The 21,661-nt window shown below is 53.2% G+C and carries 20 protein-coding genes; 7 read left to right on the forward strand and 13 right to left on the reverse strand.

Going from position 1 to position 21,661, the window contains the following annotated elements:
• The first annotated feature begins 39 nt into the window (after nucleotides 1-39).
• From nadC to hofC, 4 genes are all read left to right on the forward strand, one after another.
• The gene (gene nadC, locus LY264_RS20310; RefSeq protein WP_003837454.1) at nucleotides 40-933 is read left to right on the forward strand and encodes a carboxylating nicotinate-nucleotide diphosphorylase; all 894 of its coding nucleotides are present in this window, start codon (nucleotides 40-42) and stop codon (nucleotides 931-933) included.
• Nucleotides 934-1,176: 243 nt separating this feature from the next.
• On the forward strand, nucleotides 1,177-1,614 hold the full coding sequence (ppdD, locus tag LY264_RS20315; RefSeq protein WP_032942370.1) for a prepilin peptidase-dependent pilin: 438 nt from the start codon (nucleotides 1,177-1,179) through the stop codon (nucleotides 1,612-1,614).
• Between the two features lie 9 nt (nucleotides 1,615-1,623).
• Nucleotides 1,624-3,009 (forward strand): type II secretion system protein GspE, encoded by a 1,386-nt coding sequence (gene gspE / locus LY264_RS20320; protein ID WP_048227091.1) that lies wholly within the window; start codon nucleotides 1,624-1,626, stop codon nucleotides 3,007-3,009.
• Complete coding sequence (hofC, locus tag LY264_RS20325) at nucleotides 2,999-4,201, forward strand: protein transport protein HofC (RefSeq protein ID WP_048227092.1); 1,203 nt, start codon at nucleotides 2,999-3,001, stop codon at nucleotides 4,199-4,201. Before gspE ends, hofC begins: the two co-directional genes overlap by 11 nt.
• Nucleotides 4,202-4,258: 57 nt before the next feature.
• Here hofC and LY264_RS20330 read toward each other — a convergent pair whose 3' ends face one another.
• A complete protein-coding gene (locus LY264_RS20330) occupies nucleotides 4,259-5,302 on the reverse strand; it encodes a GMP reductase (RefSeq protein ID WP_003829510.1) in 1,044 nt (347 codons plus the stop codon).
• 225 nt (nucleotides 5,303-5,527) lie between these two features.
• On the opposite strand from LY264_RS20330, the gene coaE reads away from it, so the two are divergent.
• The 3 genes from coaE to yacG are packed head-to-tail and all read left to right on the forward strand — an operon-like array spanning nucleotide 5,528 to nucleotide 7,095.
• Nucleotides 5,528-6,148, forward strand: a complete 621-nt coding sequence (gene coaE / locus LY264_RS20335; RefSeq protein ID WP_048227093.1) for a dephospho-CoA kinase — start codon at nucleotides 5,528-5,530, stop codon at nucleotides 6,146-6,148.
• Nucleotides 6,148-6,891, forward strand: a complete 744-nt coding sequence (zapD, locus tag LY264_RS20340; protein WP_003829513.1) for a cell division protein ZapD — start codon at nucleotides 6,148-6,150, stop codon at nucleotides 6,889-6,891. Before coaE ends, zapD begins: the two co-directional genes overlap by 1 nt.
• Nucleotides 6,892-6,900: 9 nt before the next feature.
• Nucleotides 6,901-7,095, forward strand: coding sequence for a DNA gyrase inhibitor YacG (gene yacG, locus LY264_RS20345; RefSeq protein ID WP_003018740.1), 195 nt, complete (start codon nucleotides 6,901-6,903; stop codon nucleotides 7,093-7,095).
• Between the two features lie 172 nt (nucleotides 7,096-7,267).
• Here the strand turns inward: yacG and mutT are convergent, their stop codons facing one another.
• The 12 genes from mutT to murD all read right to left on the reverse strand — a co-directional run bounded on the left by mutT (nucleotide 7,268) and on the right by murD (nucleotide 21,660).
• The gene (mutT, locus tag LY264_RS20350) at nucleotides 7,268-7,657 is read right to left on the reverse strand and encodes an 8-oxo-dGTP diphosphatase MutT (protein ID WP_008786200.1); all 390 of its coding nucleotides are present in this window, start codon (nucleotides 7,655-7,657) and stop codon (nucleotides 7,268-7,270) included.
• Nucleotides 7,658-7,713: 56 nt separating this feature from the next.
• Nucleotides 7,714-10,419 (reverse strand): preprotein translocase subunit SecA, encoded by a 2,706-nt coding sequence (gene secA / locus LY264_RS20355; RefSeq protein WP_048227094.1) that lies wholly within the window; start codon nucleotides 10,417-10,419, stop codon nucleotides 7,714-7,716.
• Between the two features lie 60 nt (nucleotides 10,420-10,479).
• Nucleotides 10,480-10,986: a secA translation cis-regulator SecM gene (secM, locus tag LY264_RS20360; RefSeq protein ID WP_003829520.1), complete on the reverse strand. Its 507-nt coding sequence runs from the start codon at nucleotides 10,984-10,986 to the stop codon at nucleotides 10,480-10,482.
• A 283-nt stretch (nucleotides 10,987-11,269) separates the two neighbouring features.
• A complete protein-coding gene (lpxC, locus tag LY264_RS20365) occupies nucleotides 11,270-12,187 on the reverse strand; it encodes a UDP-3-O-acyl-N-acetylglucosamine deacetylase (protein ID WP_006686706.1) in 918 nt (305 codons plus the stop codon).
• Nucleotides 12,188-12,287: 100 nt separating this feature from the next.
• Nucleotides 12,288-13,439 carry a cell division protein FtsZ gene (gene ftsZ / locus LY264_RS20370; RefSeq protein ID WP_003018753.1) on the reverse strand — a complete coding sequence of 384 codons (1,152 nt, stop codon included), beginning with the start codon at nucleotides 13,437-13,439 and terminating at the stop codon, nucleotides 12,288-12,290.
• Between the two features lie 62 nt (nucleotides 13,440-13,501).
• Nucleotides 13,502-14,764: a cell division protein FtsA gene (ftsA, locus tag LY264_RS20375; RefSeq protein WP_003018755.1), complete on the reverse strand. Its 1,263-nt coding sequence runs from the start codon at nucleotides 14,762-14,764 to the stop codon at nucleotides 13,502-13,504.
• Nucleotides 14,761-15,594 (reverse strand): cell division protein FtsQ, encoded by an 834-nt coding sequence (gene ftsQ / locus LY264_RS20380; protein WP_003018758.1) that lies wholly within the window; start codon nucleotides 15,592-15,594, stop codon nucleotides 14,761-14,763. The genes ftsA and ftsQ overlap by 4 nt, the downstream gene beginning before the upstream one ends.
• A 1-nt stretch (nucleotide 15,595) precedes the next feature.
• Nucleotides 15,596-16,516 carry a D-alanine--D-alanine ligase gene (locus LY264_RS20385; protein WP_048227095.1) on the reverse strand — a complete coding sequence of 307 codons (921 nt, stop codon included), beginning with the start codon at nucleotides 16,514-16,516 and terminating at the stop codon, nucleotides 15,596-15,598.
• On the reverse strand, nucleotides 16,509-17,984 hold the full coding sequence (gene murC / locus LY264_RS20390; RefSeq protein WP_003018763.1) for a UDP-N-acetylmuramate--L-alanine ligase: 1,476 nt from the start codon (nucleotides 17,982-17,984) through the stop codon (nucleotides 16,509-16,511). Before murC ends, LY264_RS20385 begins: the two co-directional genes overlap by 8 nt.
• A gap of 51 nt (nucleotides 17,985-18,035) precedes the next feature.
• Complete coding sequence (gene murG / locus LY264_RS20395) at nucleotides 18,036-19,103, reverse strand: undecaprenyldiphospho-muramoylpentapeptide beta-N-acetylglucosaminyltransferase (RefSeq protein ID WP_003829528.1); 1,068 nt, start codon at nucleotides 19,101-19,103, stop codon at nucleotides 18,036-18,038.
• A complete protein-coding gene (gene ftsW / locus LY264_RS20400; RefSeq protein ID WP_003829529.1) occupies nucleotides 19,100-20,344 on the reverse strand; it encodes a cell division protein FtsW in 1,245 nt (414 codons plus the stop codon). The genes murG and ftsW overlap by 4 nt, the downstream gene beginning before the upstream one ends.
• The gene (gene murD / locus LY264_RS20405; RefSeq protein ID WP_032942364.1) at nucleotides 20,344-21,660 is read right to left on the reverse strand and encodes a UDP-N-acetylmuramoyl-L-alanine--D-glutamate ligase; all 1,317 of its coding nucleotides are present in this window, start codon (nucleotides 21,658-21,660) and stop codon (nucleotides 20,344-20,346) included. Before murD ends, ftsW begins: the two co-directional genes overlap by 1 nt.
• Nucleotide 21,661 lies beyond the last annotated feature (1 nt).

A 21,661-nucleotide genomic window follows, 5' to 3' on the forward strand; every position in this document is an offset into this window, starting at 1 on the left:
TTTCCACCTTATGATTCGTTAGCAATTTGGAGTTTTATCATGCCGCCTCGCCGCTATAACCCTGACTACCGACGTGACGCGCTGTTGGAACGCATAAATCTGGATATCCCTGCCGCTGTAGCTCAGGCGCTGCGTGAAGATTTAGGCGGAGAAGTTGATGCCAATAACGATATCACCGCACAGCTTTTACCCGAAGACATGCGCTCCCATGCCACCGTAATCACCCGCGAAGATGGCGTTTTTTGTGGAAAACGTTGGGTGGAAGAGGTCTTTATTCAGCTGGCTGGCGATGATGTCAACATCACCTGGCATGTTGAAGATGGCGACAGCATAAAGGCCAATCAGCCGCTGTTTGAACTGGACGGCCCTTCCCGCGTTTTACTGACCGGTGAACGTACTGCGCTGAATTTTGTGCAGACGCTTTCAGGTGTAGCGAGCGAAGTGCGTAAATACGTCGACCTGTTAGCGGGAACCAAGACCCAACTGCTGGATACGCGTAAAACCCTGCCGGGACTGCGTACCGCGCTAAAATACGCCGTATTGTGCGGCGGCGGCGCGAATCATCGTTTGGGGCTGTCCGACGCCTTCCTGATTAAAGAAAACCACATTATTGCTTCCGGCTCGGTACGTCAGGCCGTCGAAAAAGCCTTCTGGTTGCACCCGGATGTGCCGGTTGAAGTCGAAGTAGAAAGCCTGGATGAACTGGACGACGCGCTGAAAGCCGGGGCCGATATCATCATGCTCGATAACTTCGAAACTGACCAAATGCGCGAAGCGGTAAAACGCACCAACGGCCAGGCGCGTCTGGAAGTGTCGGGCAACGTCACCCATGAAACGCTGCGCGAATTTGCCGAAACCGGTGTGGACTTTATCTCCGTTGGCGCGCTGACCAAACATGTTCGCGCACTCGATCTCTCCATGCGATTTCGCTAATTGCTAATTGTATTGCCCGATGACGCTTCGCTTATCGGGCCTACTACACAGGTTTATTCTGTAAGCCGAATACGGCATTTACACCACCACCCGGCAGTTTCTTCGAGTCTCTTCGCAAATACATTGTCTGACTCTGTAATTTCGTAAAAATCCTCTGAACCCACTTTCCCGTTTTGTTTTTTGTCCCTCGCCGTCCTCCCGTGGGTTTGCCAAAGTAGCGCCAGCAAACTCAAGGAGCGAACGATGAACAAGCAACGAGGCTTTACGCTTATCGAACTCATGGTGGTGATTGGCATTATTGCCATCCTTAGCGCCATCGGCATTCCGGCATATCAAAACTATCTGCGCAAAGCCGCGCTGACGGACATGCTGCAAACCTTTGTCCCCTATCGCACGGCGGTTGAGCTCTGTGCACTGGAGCATGGCGGAACAAATACCTGCGATGCCGGAACGAATGGTATTCCCTCTCCAACAACTACCCGTTACGTATCAGCCATGAGCGTTGAAAAGGGAGTTGTCAGCCTTAGTGGGCAGGAAAGCCTGAACGGGCTAAGCATCACCATGACGCCAGGTTGGGACAATGCCAACGGCATTACCGGCTGGAACCGAAACTGCGTCATCCAGAACGACAGCGCATTGCAGCAGGCCTGTGAAGACGTTTTCCGCTTTGATACCCACTAAGGAACAGAGATGAATACCACCCAACTTACGGCACTATGCCAACGTTATCAGGGAATATTACTGGATGCAGACAATGAAGTGGTGCATATCGCCGTCGTAGACGCCCCATCACACGAACTGCTGGATGCGCTGCATTTTGCCACCACCCGACGCATCGACATTGTCTGCTGGACATGTCAGCAAATGGAAGGCCACACGCATACACCACAGAAAATGCTCCCGGCAGTAGTCACGAAAAGCAGCGCCAGCGCGGCAGACTTGCTGAATCAGACGTTTCATTCCGCGCTGACGCAACGGGCTTCTGATATTCATTTTGAACCCGAGGAAAATCACTATCGAATCAGATTACGCGTAGATGGCGTGCTTCACGCTTTACCAGAAGTCACGACCGAGATGGGCATTGCCATCACCGCAAGGTTAAAAGTATTAGGCAGCCTGGATATCGCCGAGCATCGGCTTCCACAAGACGGACAATTTACCGTTGAGATTTCAGGAGAGCCGGTCTCGTTTCGCATCGCCACCCTGCCCTGTCGCTACGGCGAAAAAGTCGTGTTACGGCTACTTCATCAGGTCGATCAGTCACTGGAGATCGCCGCGCTGGGAATGCAAGACGCGCAGCTGGCCGCATTTTCGCAAGCCTTGCAGCAGCCTCAGGGGCTGATTCTGGTTACCGGGCCTACCGGAAGCGGCAAAACGGTCACGCTGTACAGTGCGCTGCAAACCCGAAACACCCCGGATGTGAATCTTTGTAGCGTGGAAGATCCAGTAGAGATCCCGATCGCAGGTCTCAACCAGACGCAAATTCACCCACGCGCCGGCCTGACTTTTCAGGGAGTCTTACGTGCTCTGCTGCGCCAGGATCCCGACATTATCATGGTGGGTGAAATCCGCGATGGCGAAACGGCCGAAATAGCCCTTAAAGCAGCGCAAACCGGCCATCTGGTTCTTTCTACGCTGCATACCAATTCCACCAGTGAAACGCTGGTGCGCCTGCAACAAATGGGTGTCGCACGCTGGATGATCGCCTCCGCGCTGACGCTCGTTATTGCACAGCGGTTGGTCAGAAAGTTGTGCCCCCATTGCCGACAACGTCAGAGTACGCCTATCACGCTCCCGAAATCTGTCTGGCCTACACCACTACCGAATTGGCAGGCCCCTGGCTGCAAACATTGTTATCACGGATTTTATGGCCGTACGGCATTGTTTGAAGTCCTCCCGGTTACTCCGGCATTACGTCAGAGTATTGCCAGTGGCACATCCGTAGACGAAGTGGAATCTGATGCTCAGCAATCAGGAATGAGAACGCTTTTCGAGAATGGCTGTCAGGCCGTCGAGCAAGGGTTAACGACATTTGAAGAGCTGATTCGTGTACTGGGCATGCCCCATGTCCGCTAAACAGCTTTGGCGCTGGCAAGGCATTAACAACGAAGGTAAATCGCTGGAAGGAACGCTATGGGCCGATACCCGACCGTCATTGATGCTGACTCTTGAGGAACAACAGATTACGCCGCTGCGCATTAAACGTATGCGTGTCAAAATCTCGCACTGGAGCCGAACAAGAAGTGCCGAAACCATACACCAGTTGGCGACATTGCTAAAGGCAGGGTTAACGCTCTCAACAGGGCTAGCTCTGCTTGCTGAACAGCATCCCAGCACTCAATGGCAGGCGCTACTGCGTACGCTGGCTTACGATATGGAACAGGGCATAACCCTCTCCGCCTCGTTATCACAATGGCAACACGTTTTTCCGCCCCTTTACCAGGCAATGATCCGTACCGGAGAACTTACGGGTAAGCTGGACGACTGCTGTTTTGAACTCGCCTACCAGCAAAAGAAACAACAGCAACTTGCTGATAAAGTTAAAAAATCCCTGCGCTATCCGATCATCATCATAACAATGGCGGTGATGGTCGTATTTGCGATGCTGCAGTTTGTACTCCCTGAGTTTGCCGCTATCTACCAGACGTTCAACACCCCGCTACCGGCGCTCACTCAGTGGATTATTACCATCGCACACTGTAGCAGCCAATGGGGATGGCTGGCGGTAGCGCTTGGCCTGGTAGCAGTTGCCACACATCATTTGATAAAGCAGAAACCGTACTGGCTCATTCTGCGCCAGAAATTGCTGCTCAGCCTCCCGGTCATAGGGCCGATGGTGAGAGGGCAAAAACTCACGCAGATCTTCACTGTTCTGGCGTTAACGCAAAATGCAGGCATTCCCTTTTTGCAGGGGCTTGAGAGCGTTACCGAAACGCTGGCTAACCCTTTCTGGTCTCAACGTTTAGCACTGGTTCAGCAGGACATCAGCTCTGGAAAACCGATCTGGTTAGCGCTTAAAAATAGTGGTGAATTCAGCCCATTGTGTATACAGCTGGTCAGAACTGGTGAAGCTTCCGGCTCGCTGGATGCAATGCTGCGCAATCTTGCTCATCACCATGGCGAGAAAACCCTGGCTCAGGCTGAGAATTTGGCTGCATTACTTGAGCCTGCGTTGCTGGTCATTACGGGGCTTATCATCGGTACGCTGGTCGTCGCGATGTATTTACCGATTTTCCATCTGGGAGATGCGATGAGCGGGGTGGGATAGATTCAAATGCCTGATGACGGCGTAACGCCATCAGGCATTTCACAGAACTAGCTGTTCTTACAGGCTATTGAAAACACGGTTTTCTTGTTCCTGTACACGAATAAACGTTGTACGTTTGGTCAGCTCTTTCAGACGGGATGCGCCCACATAGGTACAAGCAGAACGCAAACCGCCGAGGATATCGCGAGCGGTATTATCAACCGGGCCGCGCAGTGGCAGTTTGACGGTTTTACCTTCTGCAGCGCGGTACTGTGCAACACCACCTACGTGACGCGTCATGGCAGATTCAGAGCTCATACCGTAGAACAGCATGAATTTCTCACCGTTCTCTTCAACAATTTTGCCGCCACTTTCTTCATGACCAGCCAGCATGCCGCCGAGCATCACGAAGTCTGCGCCGCCACCGAACGCTTTTGCCACGTCACCCGGCATTGTGCAGCCGCCGTCGCTGACAATCATGCCACCCAGACCGTGGGCTGCATCGGCGCATTCAATAACCGCAGAAAGCTGTGGATAGCCAACGCCAGTTTTTACACGCGTGGTACATACAGAACCTGGGCCAATGCCAACTTTGACAATATCAGCACCGGAGAGCACCAGCTCTTCGCACATTTCACCGGTGACCACATTGCCCGCACAGATCGTTTTTGTCGGCCATGCTTCACGCGCTTTCGACACGAACTGAACAAAATGCTCTGAGTAGCCATTGGCCACATCAATGCAGATAAAGTTCAACGCGGGGTTGAGCGCCAGAATCTGTTTAGTTTTTTCGAAATCTGCATCAGACGTACCGGTTGAAACCATTACGTGTTTAAGCACATCGGCAGAGCTCTCTGCGATGAAGGCGGCCCAGTCTTCAACAGAATAGTGTTTGTGCACGGCGGTCAGGATGTCGAAGGATGCCAGTGCCGTTGCCATGGCAAACGTCCCGACAGTGTCCATGTTCGCGGCAATAATAGGTACGCCGGACCAGGTCTGACCTGAATGCTTAAAGGTAAATTGACGTTCCAGCTCAACATCGGAACGGCTTTTGAGAGTAGAACGCTTAGGGCGGATAAGAACGTCTTTGAAACCTAACTTCAGATCTTCTTCGATACGCATGTGCGGATTCCTGGGGTTAATGGCGAAAAATCGAAACTCACAACTCCAGTGACGCTATCATACGCACTAATCAATGCCGCGCAAGACTGCGAAATTCTCTTTTTTTACGCTACAATCCCATAAATTTACCTGGCGAATAGTAGGTTAATCCTGCAGCAGCCTCGCCTTCGCACGCATAACTTTTAACTGTTTGATAATCAAACTTAAACTCCAGGATCGGCATCTATGAGGTATACGGTAGCCTTAACCGGCGGCATTGGCAGTGGTAAAAGCACCGTTGCAAATGCGTTCGCTGACCTCGGAATAAACGTCATTGATGCAGATATTATTGCGCGCCAGGTGGTTGAACCCGGCACACCTGCTCTTAAGGCGATCGAAGAACATTTTGGTTCCGACGTTATAGCCGCAGACGGATCGTTGCAGCGACGCATTTTACGCGAACGCATTTTTTCCAATCCTGAGGAGAAAAGCTGGCTGAATGCTCTGCTTCATCCGCTTATTCAGCAGGAAACCCAGCGTCAGTTTCAGCAAGCAACCTCTCCTTATCTGATATGGGTTGTTCCTTTGCTGGTGGAAAATTCGCTGTATAAAAAAGCCGACCGCGTACTCGTGGTGGATGTCCCCCCCGAAACCCAGCTCAGACGCACCATGCAGCGTGATGACGTCACGCGTGAGCATGTTGAACAAATTCTTGCTGCCCAGGCAACGCGTGAAGCGCGGCTGGCCGTGGCAGACGATGTTATTGATAATAATGGCGCACCGGAAGCCATCGCCTCGGATGTCGCCCGCCTGCACGCGCTCTATTTGCAATGCGCGTCGCAGTTTGTCTCACAGGAAAAACCGTAATGCACACCCAGGTCCTTTTTGAACACCCTCTCAATGAGAAGATGCGTACATGGCTGCGCATTGAGTTTTTAATCCAACAGCTCTCCGTTAATTTGCCCATTGCTGACCATGCCGGCGCTCTGCATTTTTTCCGCAATATCGGAGATTTACTGGATGTATTTGAACGCGGCGAAGTCCGTACCGAACTCCTCAAAGAACTGGAGCGACAGCAGCGTAAACTCCAGGCCTGGGTCGAAGTTCCCGGCGTCGATCAAAGCAGAATAGACTCTTTGCGTCAGCAGCTAAAAAGTGCAGGTAGCATTCTGATTTCTGCCCCGCGCATTGGACAGACGCTGCGCGAAGATCGTCTGATTGGTCTCGTACGTCAGCGTTTAAGTATTCCTGGCGGGTGCTGCAGTTTCGATCTGCCGACTCTGCATATCTGGTTACACCTGGCACAGTCGCATCGTGACGCGCAGGTTGAAACCTGGCTTGCCAGCCTGAATCCGCTCAATCAGGCGCTGTCGCTGGTACTGGATTTAATTCGCAACTCAGCGCCGTTTCGTAAGCAAACCAGCCTGAATGGTTTTTATCAGGACAACGGCGAAGATGCAGATCTGCTGCGCTTACAGCTGCCGCTTGATTCGCTGCTTTATCCGCAAATTTCTGGTCATAAGAGCCGTTTTGCCATCCGCTTTATGCCGCTGGATAGCGAGAATGGTCAGGTGCCTGAGCGCCTCGATTTTGAACTGGCGTGCTGTTAAGGAGTCAACATGTCTGAACAAACCATCGTCAACTGCCCAACCTGCGGCAAGCCTGTAGTATGGGCTGAGGTCAGTCCGTTTCGCCCATTCTGCAGCAAGCGCTGCCAGTTAATCGATCTGGGAGAGTGGGCCGCAGAAGAGAAACGCATCCCAAGCTCTGGTGATCTGTCAGAAAGCGACGACTGGAGTGAAGAGCAGAAGTAATTCTGCTAAAACGGTGGGTCGGATAAGGCACGCCGCATCCGACATTTTATGTTGTTTTGCCTGGTGGCGCTGCGCTTATCAGGCCTACGAACTAAAACGTAGGGCGGGCAAGCGTAGCGCCCCCGCCATAATTTGCCGGATGCGGCGTTGCCTTATCCGGCCTACAGCACCATTAGCCAGCTATCAGCTTTTCAATGACCGGTGCATTCGCGGGCGGGAAATCCTGCGCATTCAGAGCATCTTGCGCAATCCACTGCGCCGGTTGCCCCTCTTTTCCCCACGGCTCGCCTTCCCAGCTTTCAACCAGCCAGAACCACAGAGTGATATGCCTGTCCGGAAACTGATACTCCAGCTTTTCGAACAATGAGCTTTGAGTCGGCGTGATCCCCACTTCTTCCTGTAGCTCGCGAATCAGCGCCTGCTCCGGCGTTTCGCCCGCTTCAATTTTCCCGCCGGGGAACTCCAGCTTATTGGCCATGTGGGCATCAGCCGCACGCTGGGTGATAAAAATTTCATGTTGCTGATTACGAATAATCCCGACGGCGATTTGCAGTATTTTCATCTTTATCGTCCATAAAAAAGGCGCAGAATTCTGCGCCTTTTCAGTAAGTTATTTTCTTAGCTCAGACGTCCGTGGCACTGTTTGTATTTTTTGCCAGAGCCGCAAGGACACGGATCGTTACGACCCACTTTACGATCGCCAGTTTGTGCTGCCAGCTCTTCTGCCGCGGCAGAATCGTCGCCTTTATGACTCAACTGCTGCATCTGCGCTAAGCGCTCAGCTTCTTCACGACGCTGCAGCTCCATGGCTTCGACTTCTTCAGGCATACGCACCTGAACTTTGCTCAGGGTGCTGATCACTTCATATTTCAGTGATTCCAGCATTGACGCAAACATAGAGAAGGATTCACGCTTGTATTCCTGCTTCGGATCTTTTTGCGCATATCCACGCAGGTGGATACCCTGGCGCAGATAGTCCATCGCAGCAAGGTGCTCTTTCCACAGGGAGTCGAGAGTTTGCAGCATCACGCCTTTTTCGAAGTGACGCATCATCTCCGCGCCCACTACTTCTTCTTTACGCTGATAAACTTCGATGGCGTTTGCCAGGATACGTTCACGCAGCGTTTCTTCGTGCAGCTCAGGCTCTTTATCCAGCCACTCTGAAATCGGCATCTCAAGATCGAAGTCGTTTTTCAGACGTTCCTGCAGACCCGGGATATCCCACATTTCTTCCAGAGACTGCGGCGGAATATAGGCATCAATAGTTGCTTTGAAGACATCTTCACGGATGCTGTTGATGGTTTCGCTAACGTCAGTTACGTCCAGCAGTTCGTTACGCTGGGTGTAGATAGCACGACGCTGATCGTTGGCAACGTCATCATATTCCAGCAGCTGCTTACGAATATCGAAGTTGCGGCTTTCCACTTTACGCTGCGCGTTAGCAATTGCTTTGGTCACCCATGGGTGTTCAATGGCTTCGCCAGGCTTCATACCCAGTTTACGCATCATGCCTGACACGCGGTCAGAGGCAAAAATACGCATCAGCGCATCTTCCATCGACAGATAGAAACGGGAAGAGCCCGCATCACCCTGACGACCCGAACGACCACGCAGCTGGTTATCGATACGGCGAGATTCGTGACGCTCGGTACCGATAATATGCAAGCCACCGGCAGCTAATACCGCGTCATGGCGAACCTGCCACTCGGCTTTAATCTGCGCGATTTGTTCCGGAGTTGGGTTTTCCAGCTCGGCAACTTCCGCCTGCCAGCTACCGCCCAGTACGATATCGGTACCACGACCGGCCATGTTCGTCGCGATAGTCACGGCTGACGGGTAACCCGCCTGGGCGACGATTGCAGCTTCGTTGGCGTGGAACTTGGCGTTCAGAACATTGTGTTTGATACCCGCTTTGCTCAGCTCGTTAGACACTACTTCCGATTTTTCAATGGAGATAGTACCTACCAGCACCGGCTGGCCATTTGCAGTACGTTCTTTAATATCTTCAATGATCGCCTGAATTTTTTCCGCTTCGGTCATGTACACCAGATCCGGTAAATCCTTACGGATCATCGGACGGTTGGTCGGCACAACCACGGTATCCAGTTTGTAGATGGAGCTAAATTCAAACGCTTCAGTGTCGGCTGTACCGGTCATACCGGCCAGTTTTTCGTACAAACGGAAGTAGTTCTGGAAGGTAATAGATGCCAGCGTCTGGTTCTCGTTCTGGATCTCTACGCCTTCTTTAGCTTCAACAGCCTGGTGCAGACCATCGGACCAGCGACGCCCCTGCATGGTACGACCGGTGTGTTCATCGACGATGATAACTTCGCCGTCTTTCACGATGTAGTCTACGTCGCGGGTAAACAGCACGTGCGCACGCAGTGCGGCAGTCACGTGGTGCATCAGCATAATGTTGCCTGGAGAGTACAGTGACTCGCCCTCGTCCATAATGCCTTCGTTAACCAGCAGCTCTTCAATCAGTACCAGACCACGTTCGGTCAGGTTAACCTGGCGCGCTTTCTCATCAACTGAGAAGTGGCCTTCGCCCTGGAACGTGTCGGAATCTTCCTTCTCCTGACGGATCAGGTGCGGGATGATTTTATTAACTTTTTTGTACATTTCCGAGCTGTCTTCAGCCGGGCCGGAAATGATCAGCGGCGTACGCGCTTCATCGATCAGGATGGAGTCGACTTCATCGACCAGCGCATAGTGCAGTTTACGTTGAACACGCTCTTCCGGACTAAACGCCATGTTGTCACGCAGGTAGTCAAAGCCGTATTCGTTGTTGGTACCGTAAGTAATATCGGCGTTGTAGGCTTCACGCTTGGCTGGCGCAGGCAGGCCAGACATGTTGATACCAACGGTCATGCCGAGGAATTCAAACAGCGGGCGGTTATTTTCGGCATCACGCTGAGCCAGATAGTCGTTCACGGTAACCACGTGTACGCCCTTCCCGCTTAATGCGTTCAGGTAGGCTGGCAGCGTCGCGGTAAGGGTTTTACCTTCACCAGTACGCATTTCCGCGATGCAGCGATCGTTAAGCACCATACCGCCCAGCAGCTGAACGTCGAAGTGACGCATACCGAACACGCGTTTACTCGCTTCACGCACTACTGCGAACGCTTCCGGGATCAGGCTCTCAACGCTGGCACCTTTTTCCAGACGGGCGCGGAATTCAGCGGTCTTCGCTTTCAGTTCATCATCGGAGAGTTTTTCCATCTCCGGTTCCATCGCGTTGATGACATTGACCACTTTACGCATACGACGCAGCGTACGCTCGTTACGGCTACCGAATACTTTCGTTAATAATTTGATTAGCATAATAAAATCTCAAACGCCCCGCGGTGCGGAGTCAAAAATTATAAGTTGGAAGGTTCTTTTTTAGCTGAGGCGTTGAGGACCAGCGCGGATACCCTGCAGCTGGCTGATCCAGACCGGAACGCTAAACGCGGCCTGAGAGGTAAAGTGTGCGTATGTCACGCGACTTACTGTCGCGGGCGGAGTGCCTTCTTGCGTCAGCATCGCGCTGAGCGTATTCAGTAACGCAAGATGGTGCGCCTGGATTGGCAATGGCTCTTCGGCAACGGGCAACGCCTGAGGTGCCATGGCAAAAGAAAGATGGCGGATAACCGTACGAATGGCATGTTGATGCCAGTAATCGACGGTAAAATTTGGGCGGCGATTAGTCGCTTCCAGCAAAGCAAGCTGGCTAAAGTTAACTTTAGCGCCTTGATCGTGATTGCTGGCGGTCGCCTTCGCGGGGGTATTAGGTTCAGCAGCATTACCGAGCGCGGGCAGGCCAAAACTAGCCGCGACCATCCCCAACAGGAGATGCGGCCAGAAGTACCGTCTGCCTAACTGTCGCCAGCGCGTCAGTATTCCACTCACGTTATTGCCACCTGATATACCCTGCGTTTGGGGTTACAAATGCAAAACCATTTTTTGCGCACAAATCTTACCATTAATGCGTTCGCACCACAGCAGTAATGACAGCAAGTCGCGGGTAAATATGCTTAAGAAAGCAGCGATCGAACGGTATTTTAATCTACCTGTGGGGAAAAAGTCGCTTCAGATAAGGTGGTTTGCACTCGGAAGATAAAAAAACGACTGGCTCACCTGGCCGGAGAGAGTGCCAGATTTACCAGTCGAATTTATGCGACAGCGTATGTCGTTATGCCAGTACGGTCGATGGTGCTTTGAACGCCAACGGCAGTTCTGCATCGTCCTGGAAGGTCACATATTCCCAGGCTTCCTGTTTTGCCAGGACCGCCTGTAACAGTTTGTTATTCAATGCATGACCGGATTTATACGCGGTAAATGCACCAATAATGTTGTGACCACACATGAACAAGTCACCGATCGCGTCGAGCATTTTGTGACGAACGAATTCATCTTCAAAACGCAGGCCGTCTTCGTTCAATACGCGATAATCGTCAACAACGATGGCACAATCGAAGCTGCCGCCCAGGCACAGGCCGCGGGACTGCAGATATTCGATATCACGCATGAAGCCGAAAGTACGCGCACGGCTGATCTGACGCATGAACGCATCCGCAGAGAAGTTCATCGCGTAGCGCTGCGTGCTGGAGTCGATCGCCGGATGGTTAAAGTCGATGGTGAAATCCAACGTAAAACCATTATACGGCTTAAACTCAGCCCACTTATCGCCATCTTCGACACGAACGGTCTCTTTGATGCGAACAAATTTTTTGGCGCTGCTCAGTTCTTCAATACCTGCATCAAGCAGCAGATAAACGAACGGAGCGGCACTGCCATCCATGATCGGGATTTCCGGTGCGTTAACTTCAATAACGATGTTATCGATACCTAAACCCGCCAGAGCCGCATTAAGGTGCTCTACGGTTGAAATCCGTACATCATGCTCATTGACCAGACACGTACAGAGCATGGTATCACGCACAGATTTGGCATCGGCCGGGAAATCTACCGGAGGATTCAAGTCGGTGCGACGATAGATGACCCCGGTGTTGGCCGGCGCAGGGCGTAATGTCAGGGTGACTTTTTTGCCGGTATGCAAACCGACGCCAGTCGCCTGAACGATACGTTTAAGAGTCCTTTGTTTGATCATCGTATAATCTCGCCAAATTACCTATCCAACCGAAGTGTACTATACATTCGGTGGGCCAGTTTAGCACAAAGAGCCACAATTCCCAAATTCCAGCTAATTCTTAATCAGCTTGCTTACGCAGGAATGCTGGGATATCCAGATAATCCGGCTCTTTGGTGGTTTGCGGCGTATTGTCGTTAACCACTTTCGCTACCGGTTTCTGCTCTTGCGTCAACGGCGCCATGCCGTGCTGCTGGTAACGATCCATTACCGGCTGCTGTACCTGCTTGTTGGTCACCAGAGTGATTTCAGGACGTTTGTCCATACCAATTCCAGTTGCAACAACGGTGACGCGCAGTTCGTCGTTCATATCCGGGTCCAGAGAGGTACCGATAACCACGGTCGCATTATCCGATGCAAAGGCACGAATCGTGTTACCGACGGTTTCGAACTCATCCAGACGCAGGTCGAAGCCCGCAGTAATGTTGACCAGCACGCCGCGCGCACCAGACAAATCGATGTCTTCCAGCAGCGGAGAAGAGATAGCCATTTCAGCCGCTTCTTCTGCACGGTCTTCACCGCTTGCCACGCCTGAACCCATCATCGCATAGCCCATTTCGGACATCACGGTGCGCACGTCTGCAAAGTCGACGTTCATCAGGCCCGGACGAGTAATCAGTTCAGCGATACCCTGGACTGCGCCTTTCAGCACGTCGTTCGCGGCGCCAAACGCATCCAGCAGGGAGATACCGCGACCCAGCACTTTCAGCAGCTTGTCATTCGGAATAGTGATCAGAGAGTCCACATGTTTGGACAGCTCGGTGATACCCTGTTCCGCGAATGCCATACGCTTCTTACCTTCAAAGTTGAAAGGCTTAGTCACGACAGCAACGGTCAGAATACCTAAATCTTTTGCTACTTCAGCAACCACTGGCGCTGCACCGGTACCGGTACCGCCGCCCATGCCAGCTGCGATAAACACCATGTCTGCGCCGTCAAGCGCTGCACGCAGAGCTTCACGATCTTCGTCTGCCGCATTACGGCCTACTTCCGGGTTTGCACCCGCGCCCAGACCTTTGGTGATGCCGCTACCAATCTGAATGGTCTGTCCAACCGCCGTTTTACGCAACGCCTGAGCGTCGGTATTCACCGCGAAGAATTCAACACCTTCGATGCGCTCGCGCACCATGTGTTCAACGGCATTACCGCCGCCGCCGCCGACGCCGATGACTTTAATCACCGCGTCATTGGTAAGTTCCATAGGTTCAAACATAGTTTCTCTCTCCGTTGTGCCTGTCGCCTGAGACCGTTAATGTGCGTTGGTCTCTTTAAAAATTAAAACTCTTTTCGCAGCCAGCTATTGAGTCGTTTGATCCACGAGCCAACTGATGCCGTAACGCGTTTTTCAACTTCAGCCTCACCACTCAAATGGGATTCTTTCCCGTAGTGAAGCAGCCCCACTGCCGTTGAATAATAAGGCTCCTGGGCATAATCCGTCAGACCAGTGATATTCAGCGGTGCACCAATACGTACTTGCGTATGGAACACGCGCTGTGCGCAGGCCGCAAGACCTTCAATTTGCGCAGCGCCACCGGTTAACACAATCCCCGCCGCCAGATGATGTTTCACCCCCTGCTGGCGAAGCTGTTCTTGTAATTGCAAAATTTCTTCGTTGACCAGGTTGAGCAGCTCGGTATAACGCGGCTCAATGACCTCTGCCAGGGTCTGACGTTGCAGGCTACGCGGTGGACGACCACCTACGCTTGGCACTTCAACGCTTTCGTCTTTACCCACGATGGAGCCCAGCGCGCAACCATGGCGCACTTTGATGGCTTCAGCATCGCTTGGCGGCGTACCAAAGGCATACGCGATATCGCTGGTCACTACATTCCCTGCATAAGGGATAACTTTAGTGTGGCGCAACGCCCCGCCAGTATAAACGGCGATGTCCATTGTACCACCACCAATATCCACCACGCAGACACCCAGCTCACGTTCATCTTCCGTCAACACGGAATAACTGGCTGCCAACCCGGCAAAAATCAGTTGGTCAACTTTCAGACCACAACGTTCAACGGCTTTGACAATGTTCTTTGCCATGTCGTTGTGGCAGGTAATAAGATGGACTTTTGCCTGCATACGCACGCCGGAAAGACCGACCGGATTTTTAATGCCTTCCTGGTAGTCGATGGCGTATTCCTGCGGAATAACGTGCAGAACACGATGTTCATCGCGAACGCGTACGGATTTTGCCGTATGTACCACGTTTTCCACATCTTCCTGCGTCACTTCCTCTTCGGAAATGGGCACCATACCAATTTCATTTTGACAGCTAATATGTTTACCGGAAAGTGCCAGATACACCGAGGAAATCTGGCAATCTGCCATCAGTTCAGCCTGGTCAATGGCGCGCTGTACGCACTTCACCACTGACTCAAGGTCATTCACCCCGCCTTTATCCATACCTCGCGATGGGCAACTGCCCACGCCAATGATATTGACCATACCGTCGGGCAGAACTTCCCCTACTAAAGCGGCTACCTTCGCGGTGCCAATCTCCAGTCCAACTACCAGTTTTCTGTCCGTCGCCTTGATCATTGTTGTTCTGCCTGTGCCTGATTCTGTTGCTGATTAGATTCCTCAGGAGGCAAGGGAACCCAGCCTACTGCCGCTCCTGAGTCATAACGCAAATCAACGTAGCTAATCCGTTTGCCATCGGTTTGCGCCTGCTGCTGTAAAACCGGGTAGAGTTCCACAAAGCGAGCCAAACGTTTTATCGTATCGCCCCTGCCCAGATTCAGCTTAATATCGTTATTCAGCGTCAACTGCCAGGAACGACGAGCGGTCATCGCCGCTTCCTTCAGGGTGAATCTATCCTTAGCCAGCACCTGCCCCATATCGCGGAACCCTTGCAACACTTCACTTGCGCTGCCTTCCGGCCCATACAACATGGGTAATACCTGCTTATTGGCCCGACCGGTTGGAACACTGAACGTATTTCCTTCAGCATCCACCATATGTTGGTCATTCCAACGCGCAATGGGCACATATTCAACCAGATGAATCTTCAATTCATCGGGCCATTGCTTTCTGACGCTCGCCTGTTTAATCCAGGGGAGGCGTTCAATTTGACTCTGAATGATGTTCACATCCTGAGTCATAAAGGTTCCCGGAGCGCCCAGCGCCAAAATGGACTGACGAATATCGTCATTGCGCGTGTAATGTCGTTCGCCGGTTAACACCAGTTTCGATAAAGGCAAACGTTGCGCATCTTCCATCCATCCCAACACTACCCAGCCGCTGACAAACACGGTGCACAGCACTGTCAGCAGGAACAATATTCCTGCAAGACGCGTTCCATTATTGCGGCGTGAGGAGTTTACTTCTTCTTCATCACCGTTTCGCGTGTTCAGCGCAGCCTGCGACATATCAGTCCGCCAACTCCAGAATTCTTACCACCAACTGCGAGAAGCTCAGGCCCGCCTGACGCGCCGCCATCGGCACCAGACTGTGGCTGGTCATACCCGGAGAGGTATTCGCTTCCAGCAGATAAAACTGGTCATCGCTGTCCAGCATGACGTCAATGCGACCCCAACCTTTACAGCCCAATGTGGTCCACGCTTTCAGGACTAATTCCTGTAAACGGGCCTCTTGTTCGACTTCCAGACCGGCAGGGCAGAAATATTGTGTCTCATCAGAGAGATACTTCGCCTCATAATCATAGAAGGTTCCCGCGGGTTGGATACGTATTGACGGTAAAATTTCTTCACCAAGTATCGCAACTGTAAATTCCGGGCCACTGAGCCATTTTTCGATCAGTACTTCTTCATCATGCTGAAAAGCCAATGCTAATGCACCATGCAAAGCATTTTCTTCTTCAACTTTTGACATCCCTACGCTTGAGCCTTCACGGCTTGGCTTCACAATCAGCGGCAAACCTAACGCAGAAATCTCCGTAACCACCTCATCGCTAAGACCTTTTTCGAACTCAGCGCGGGTCAATGCGACCCAAGGCGCGACCGGTAAACCAGCCCCCTGCCACAACAGTTTGCTGCGCAGTTTGTCCATCGAAATCGCAGAAGCCATGACGCCACTACCGGTGTACGGCAGACCAACCAGCTCCAGCATGCCCTGCAACGTGCCATCTTCACCACCACGACCGTGCAGCGCAATAAACACCTTTTGAAAACCCATCGATTTCAAAAGCGTGACATCAACCTCTTTTGGGTCAATTGGATGAGCATCCACACCACCTTCGCGTAACCCTGCCAGTACGGCCGCGCCGGAATTCAGCGAAACGTCACGCTCTGCGGAGGTTCCCCCTAACAGGACCGCGATTTTATCAGCCATGTTGTTCTTCCTCCGGGTTTTGCGGCTTCAGTTTGATTTCAGCTAAGGAACGCGCGATTTTGCCGATATTTCCAGCGCCCTGCACCAAAATCAGATCGTTGCCGGTTAATACCGGCGCCAGCATATCTGCCACCTGAGCCGGATCGGAAACCAGAATCGGGTCGATCTTACCGCGACCACGGATCGTACGGCACAGCGAGCGGCTGTCGGCTCCTGGAATCGCGGCTTCACCCGCGGCGTACACATCCAGCATCAACAGTGCATCGACCTGAGTCAGCACGTTGGCAAAGTCGTCATACAGATCGCGAGTACGCGTAAAGCGGTGCGGCTGGAACAGCATCACCAAATTTTTGTCCGGCCAGCCCGCGCGTGCAGCTTTAATCGTGGCATCCACTTCCGTAGGGTGATGACCATAATCATCCACCAGCATCGCCGTCCCGGCTTTACCGTTTACCGGCTCAAGCGGGAATTCGCCAAGGAAGTCAAAACGTCGTCCGGTGCCCTGGAAACTTTCCAGCGCGCGCAGAATTGCGTCGTCTTCAATGCCTTCTTCTGTTGCAACTGCTACCGCCGCCGCCGCGTTCAGCGCATTGTGACGGCCCGGTGCGTTCAACGTCACGCGTAAATCGGCCATCCCCTGACGCAGCAGCGTGAAGTGCCCTTGTGGACCAATCTGCTGGTAATCTTCGACGCGCACATCAGCATCATCGCTGAAACCATAGGTTGTGGTTTGACGACCAACTCGCGGTAACAGTTCGCGGATCACCGGATCGTCAACGCACATCACCGCACGACCATAAAACGGCAAGTTATGCAGGAAATTAATAAACGTCTGCTTCAAATTTTCGAAGTCGCCATGGTAGGTATCCATATGATCGGCTTCGATATTGGTAACAATCGCCACCATCGGCTGCAAATGCAGGAATGACGCATCGCTCTCATCCGCCTCCGCAATTAAATAACGGCTATGACCCAGACGCGCATGGACGCCTGCGGCCTTCACCAGACCGCCGTTGACAAACGTCGGATCCAGCCCCGCTTCCGCGTAGATACTGGAGACCATCGCTGTGGTCGTGGTTTTACCGTGCGTCCCGGCAATGGCGATACCGTGACGAAATCGCATTAACTCCGCCAGCATTTCAGCACGACGGATCACCGGAATGCGCGCTTCATGCGCCGCAACAATTTCCGGGTTATCCGCAGAAATGGCGCTGGATACCACCACCACGCTCGCATCACGCACGTTTTCCGGGCGATGGTTGAAGAAAATCGTGGCGCCCAGATTCGTCAACTGCTGCGTCACCGGGTTCGGCGCTAAGTCAGAACCGCTGATCTGATAACCTTCGTTGGCCAAAACTTCGGCAATACCGCCCATACCAGCACCACCGATGCCGACAAAGTGAATGTGCCGAACGCGACGCATTTCGGGCACGATGGAACGCAGTTTTGCCAGTTGTTGTGTATTCATTCTTTAGCCATTAACTTCTTAGTTCATGCGATGCAAAAGGCATCACCACAATTACGCCCGGGCAGCCCGGCTCACTTCATTAGCAACACGCTCTGTAGCATCCGGAATGGAAGCGGCTCGCGCACGTTCTGCCATGGTTAATAAAGTTTCTCGCGACCACCCGGAAAGGGTGTTAGCGACGGCATCCACAGTAAACTGCGGCTGCTCAAGAATTTTGGCGGCGCCCGCTTTCTCCAGCGGCAGCGCATTCCAGTACTGCTGTCGGTCTTTATGCTGAAAAGGCACAAACAGCGCAGGCAAACCTGCGGCGGCAATTTCGCTTACCGTCAGCGCGCCGGAGCGACAAACTACAACATCCGCCCACGCGTAGGCAGCTGCCATATCATCAATAAACTCAGTGACCTTGTGCTGCGGTTGTCCCGCGTCGGCATACGCCTGTTCAACGGTTTGCTGCGCGCCTTTGCCACTCTGATGCCAGATAGTCACCGCGTCACCAAGCTTTGCGGCAACCTGCGGCATCGTCTGGTTCAATACGCGTGCGCCCTGAGATCCCCCGACGACCAGCACGCGAACCGGGCCTTCACGCCCCGCCAGACGCGCTTCGGGCAACGGCAGCGCCAGAACGTCGGTGCGTACCGGGTTACCCACCACTTCCGCATTCGGGAAAGCGCCAGGAAAAGCCTGCATCACCTTCGTTGCAATCTTCGCCAGCCACTTGTTAGTTAATCCCGCAATGCCGTTCTGCTCATGCAGGACAACCGGAATGCCTAATGACCAGGCAGCCAGACCGCCAGGGCCGGACACGTAACCGCCCATCCCCAGCACCACATCAGGCTTAAACTGCTTCATGATGGCGCGCGCCTGACGCCAGGCATTAAAAATACGCACGGGGGCGGCAAGCAGCGCGTTGACACCTTTGCCACGCAAACCGGAGATGCGAATAAAGTCAATTTCAATGCCATGCTTCGGCACTAAGTCCGCTTCCATACGATCGGCGGTGCCCAGCCAACGAACCTGCCAGCCCTGGGCCATTAAATGATGCGCGACCGCCAGCCCCGGGAACACATGCCCTCCGGTACCGCCTGCCATCACCATTAACCGCTTCGGTTGACCACTCATCGTGCACCTCGTGTAAACGCCTGGGCTTTTTCCAGACGCGTTTCATAATCAATACGTAACAAAAACATGATGGCCGTCGACATAATCAACAAACTGGAACCACCATAACTGATCAGCGGTAACGTCAGACCTTTTGTTGGCAGCATGCCTGCTGCCGCGCCGACGTTTACCAGGGCCTGGAAGCTAAACCAAATCCCGATGGAGCAGGCTAAAAAGCCTGAAAAACGGTGGTCAATTTCCAGCGCTTTGCGGCCAATCGACATCGCGCGAAAAGCGACGAAGAATACCATTAAAAGTGCCAATACCACACCGATATAACCCAGCTCTTCCCCAATGATGGCGAAGATGAAGTCGGTGTGCGCTTCCGGTAAATACTCCAGTTTTTGCACTGAATTACCTAACCCCTGACCCCAAACCTCACCGCGACCAAAAGCCATCAGCGATTGCGTTAACTGATAGCCGCTGCCAAACGGATCTTCCCATGGGTTCCAGAAGGAGGTTACGCGGCGAATACGATACGGTTCGGCAAGGATCAGCAGCACCACCGCCGAAATCCCCATGCCGATAATGGCAATGAACTGCCACAGTTTCGCGCCAGCGAGAAACAGCATCGCCAGCGTCGTGACAAACAGCACCACCACCGTACCAAGGTCAGGCTGCGCCAGCAGTAAGACTGCCAGCACCAGAATCACACCCATCGGTTTTAAGAAGCCGCGCAGGTTATTACGCACTTCATCGACTTTACGCACCAGGTAGTTAGCGAGATAACAGAACAGCGACAGCTTGGTGAATTCCGCAGGCTGAATACGCAGTGGACCCAGCGCGATCCAGCGCGATGCCCCGTTAACTGAGCTCCCCACCACCAGCACGATCAACAACATGATGATCGAGGCGATCAGCATCGTCGTGCTGTACTTTTGCCAGAACTCCATCGGCAGACGCAGCGTCACCATCGCCAGACAGAACGCGAGGAAGATATACAGCGCGTCACGCTTAGCAAACAGGAAAGGATCGCCTGCCAGGCGTTGCCCTACGGGCATCGATGCCGATGTCACCATCACAAAACCGATCGCTGCCAGACCAAAAGTCAGCCACAGCAGCATGCGGTCATACATGATCAGGCTGTCCGCGTCTTTATCACGCGAAGCCATCACCCAGCCTTTAAGTGCCGCGAAGATCCACGCCAGGACACCCAGTCCCGGTACGCGCGGCATTTTCAGACGAGGGAGAGAGAATCGCATCAACCCAACTCCTTCGCTAAACGGGTAAAGACGTCACCGCGTTGCTCAAAGTTCTTGAACTGGTCAAGGCTGGCGCAGGCTGGCGACAGCAGCACCATATCGCCCGACTTCACACGCGGTGCGAGCAGACGCATTGCCTGCTCCATGGTTTCAGTGTGTTCCGCAACCTCAGGACGCAGAGCGGCAAGCTGCGCGCCATCGCGACCAAAGCAGTACAGACGAATGTTGTCGCCAGTCAGGTAGCGTTGCAGCGGCATAAAGTCGGCGGATTTCCCATCGCCGCCCAGCAGCAGGTGCAACGTACCGTCAACGTGCAGACCATTCAGCGCCGCTTCGGTGCTGCCAACGTTGGTGGCTTTTGAATCGTTGATCCAACGCACACCGTTATGATTCAGTACCAACTGGAAACGATGCGCCAGACCGGTAAAGGTAGTCAGCGCTTTCAGGCTGGATGCCCGCGGCAGACCCGCAGCATCCGCCAGCGCCAGCGCCGCCAGGGCGTTGGTATAGTTATGCTGGCCGGTAAGCGTCATCTCTTTCACGTTCAGGACTTTTTCGCCCTTCACCCGCAGCCAGGTTTCACCCTGCTGACGATTGAGATGATAGTCACCCATGTTGATGCCAAAGCTCACGCAGCGCTCATCCGCCCCGCGAATCGGCATGGTCAGCGCATCATCGGCATTAACCACACACACTTTCGCATTCTCATAGACGCGCAGTTTGGCTGCACGGTACTGCTGCAAGCCAAACGGATACCTGTCCATATGATCTTCAGTGACGTTCAAAATGGTGGCGGCTACGGCCTGTAAGCTGGAGGTTGTCTCCAGCTGGAAGCTCGACAGCTCCAGTACATACAGCTCACGTTCGTCATCCAGCAACATCAGCGCGGGCAGGCCGATATTTCCGCCAACACCCACGTTCACACCAGCCGCTTTCGCCATTTCTCCCACCAACGTGGTGACGGTGCTTTTCCCGTTGGAACCGGTGATCGCGACGATCGGCGCCTGCGCTTCACGACAGAAAAGCTCGATGTCACCGACAATTTCGATCCCTGCATCAGCAGCGGCGCTCAGCGAAGGATGCGCCAGGGCAATACCAGGGCTGGCGACGATAAGATCGGCGGCCAGCAGCCAATCATCATTCAGGCTGCCAACATGACGCTCAACCGCTTCCGGCAATTTATCCAGGCCAGGTGGCGTTGCGCGGGTATCCATCACACGCGGCGTCACGCCGCGCGCCAGAAAGAAATCCACGCAGGACAGCCCGGTCAATCCCAGACCGATAATGACGACTTTTTTACCCTGGTAATCAGCCATG

This window comes from Citrobacter portucalensis, assembly GCF_023374935.1.
In the GTDB taxonomy this organism is placed as follows: domain Bacteria; phylum Pseudomonadota; class Gammaproteobacteria; order Enterobacterales; family Enterobacteriaceae; genus Citrobacter; species Citrobacter portucalensis.

What these genes read in the sequence shown, in the direction of transcription:
- ppdD (WP_032942370.1), top strand. Translation starts at nt 1,177, where the DNA reads ATGAACAAGCAACGAGGCTTTACGCTTATCGAACTCATGGTGGTGATT.
- nadC (WP_003837454.1), top strand. Translation starts at nt 40, where the DNA reads ATGCCGCCTCGCCGCTATAACCCTGACTACCGACGTGACGCGCTGTTG.
- zapD (WP_003829513.1), top strand. Translation starts at nt 6,148, where the DNA reads ATGCACACCCAGGTCCTTTTTGAACACCCTCTCAATGAGAAGATGCGT.
- gspE (WP_048227091.1), top strand. Translation starts at nt 1,624, where the DNA reads ATGAATACCACCCAACTTACGGCACTATGCCAACGTTATCAGGGAATA.
- LY264_RS20385 (WP_048227095.1), bottom strand. Translation starts at nt 16,516, where the DNA reads ATGGCTGATAAAATCGCGGTCCTGTTAGGGGGAACCTCCGCAGAGCGT.
- murD (WP_032942364.1), bottom strand. Translation starts at nt 21,660, where the DNA reads ATGGCTGATTACCAGGGTAAAAAAGTCGTCATTATCGGTCTGGGATTG.
- murC (WP_003018763.1), bottom strand. Translation starts at nt 17,984, where the DNA reads ATGAATACACAACAACTGGCAAAACTGCGTTCCATCGTGCCCGAAATG.
- ftsA (WP_003018755.1), bottom strand. Translation starts at nt 14,764, where the DNA reads ATGATCAAGGCGACGGACAGAAAACTGGTAGTTGGACTGGAGATTGGC.
- ftsZ (WP_003018753.1), bottom strand. Translation starts at nt 13,439, where the DNA reads ATGTTTGAACCTATGGAACTTACCAATGACGCGGTGATTAAAGTCATC.
- ftsQ (WP_003018758.1), bottom strand. Translation starts at nt 15,594, where the DNA reads ATGTCGCAGGCTGCGCTGAACACGCGAAACGGTGATGAAGAAGAAGTA.
- murG (WP_003829528.1), bottom strand. Translation starts at nt 19,103, where the DNA reads ATGAGTGGTCAACCGAAGCGGTTAATGGTGATGGCAGGCGGTACCGGA.
- secA (WP_048227094.1), bottom strand. Translation starts at nt 10,419, where the DNA reads ATGCTAATCAAATTATTAACGAAAGTATTCGGTAGCCGTAACGAGCGT.
- lpxC (WP_006686706.1), bottom strand. Translation starts at nt 12,187, where the DNA reads ATGATCAAACAAAGGACTCTTAAACGTATCGTTCAGGCGACTGGCGTC.
- yacG (WP_003018740.1), top strand. Translation starts at nt 6,901, where the DNA reads ATGTCTGAACAAACCATCGTCAACTGCCCAACCTGCGGCAAGCCTGTA.
- mutT (WP_008786200.1), bottom strand. Translation starts at nt 7,657, where the DNA reads ATGAAAATACTGCAAATCGCCGTCGGGATTATTCGTAATCAGCAACAT.
- coaE (WP_048227093.1), top strand. Translation starts at nt 5,528, where the DNA reads ATGAGGTATACGGTAGCCTTAACCGGCGGCATTGGCAGTGGTAAAAGC.
- ftsW (WP_003829529.1), bottom strand. Translation starts at nt 20,344, where the DNA reads ATGCGATTCTCTCTCCCTCGTCTGAAAATGCCGCGCGTACCGGGACTG.
- hofC (WP_048227092.1), top strand. Translation starts at nt 2,999, where the DNA reads ATGTCCGCTAAACAGCTTTGGCGCTGGCAAGGCATTAACAACGAAGGT.
- LY264_RS20330 (WP_003829510.1), bottom strand. Translation starts at nt 5,302, where the DNA reads ATGCGTATCGAAGAAGATCTGAAGTTAGGTTTCAAAGACGTTCTTATC.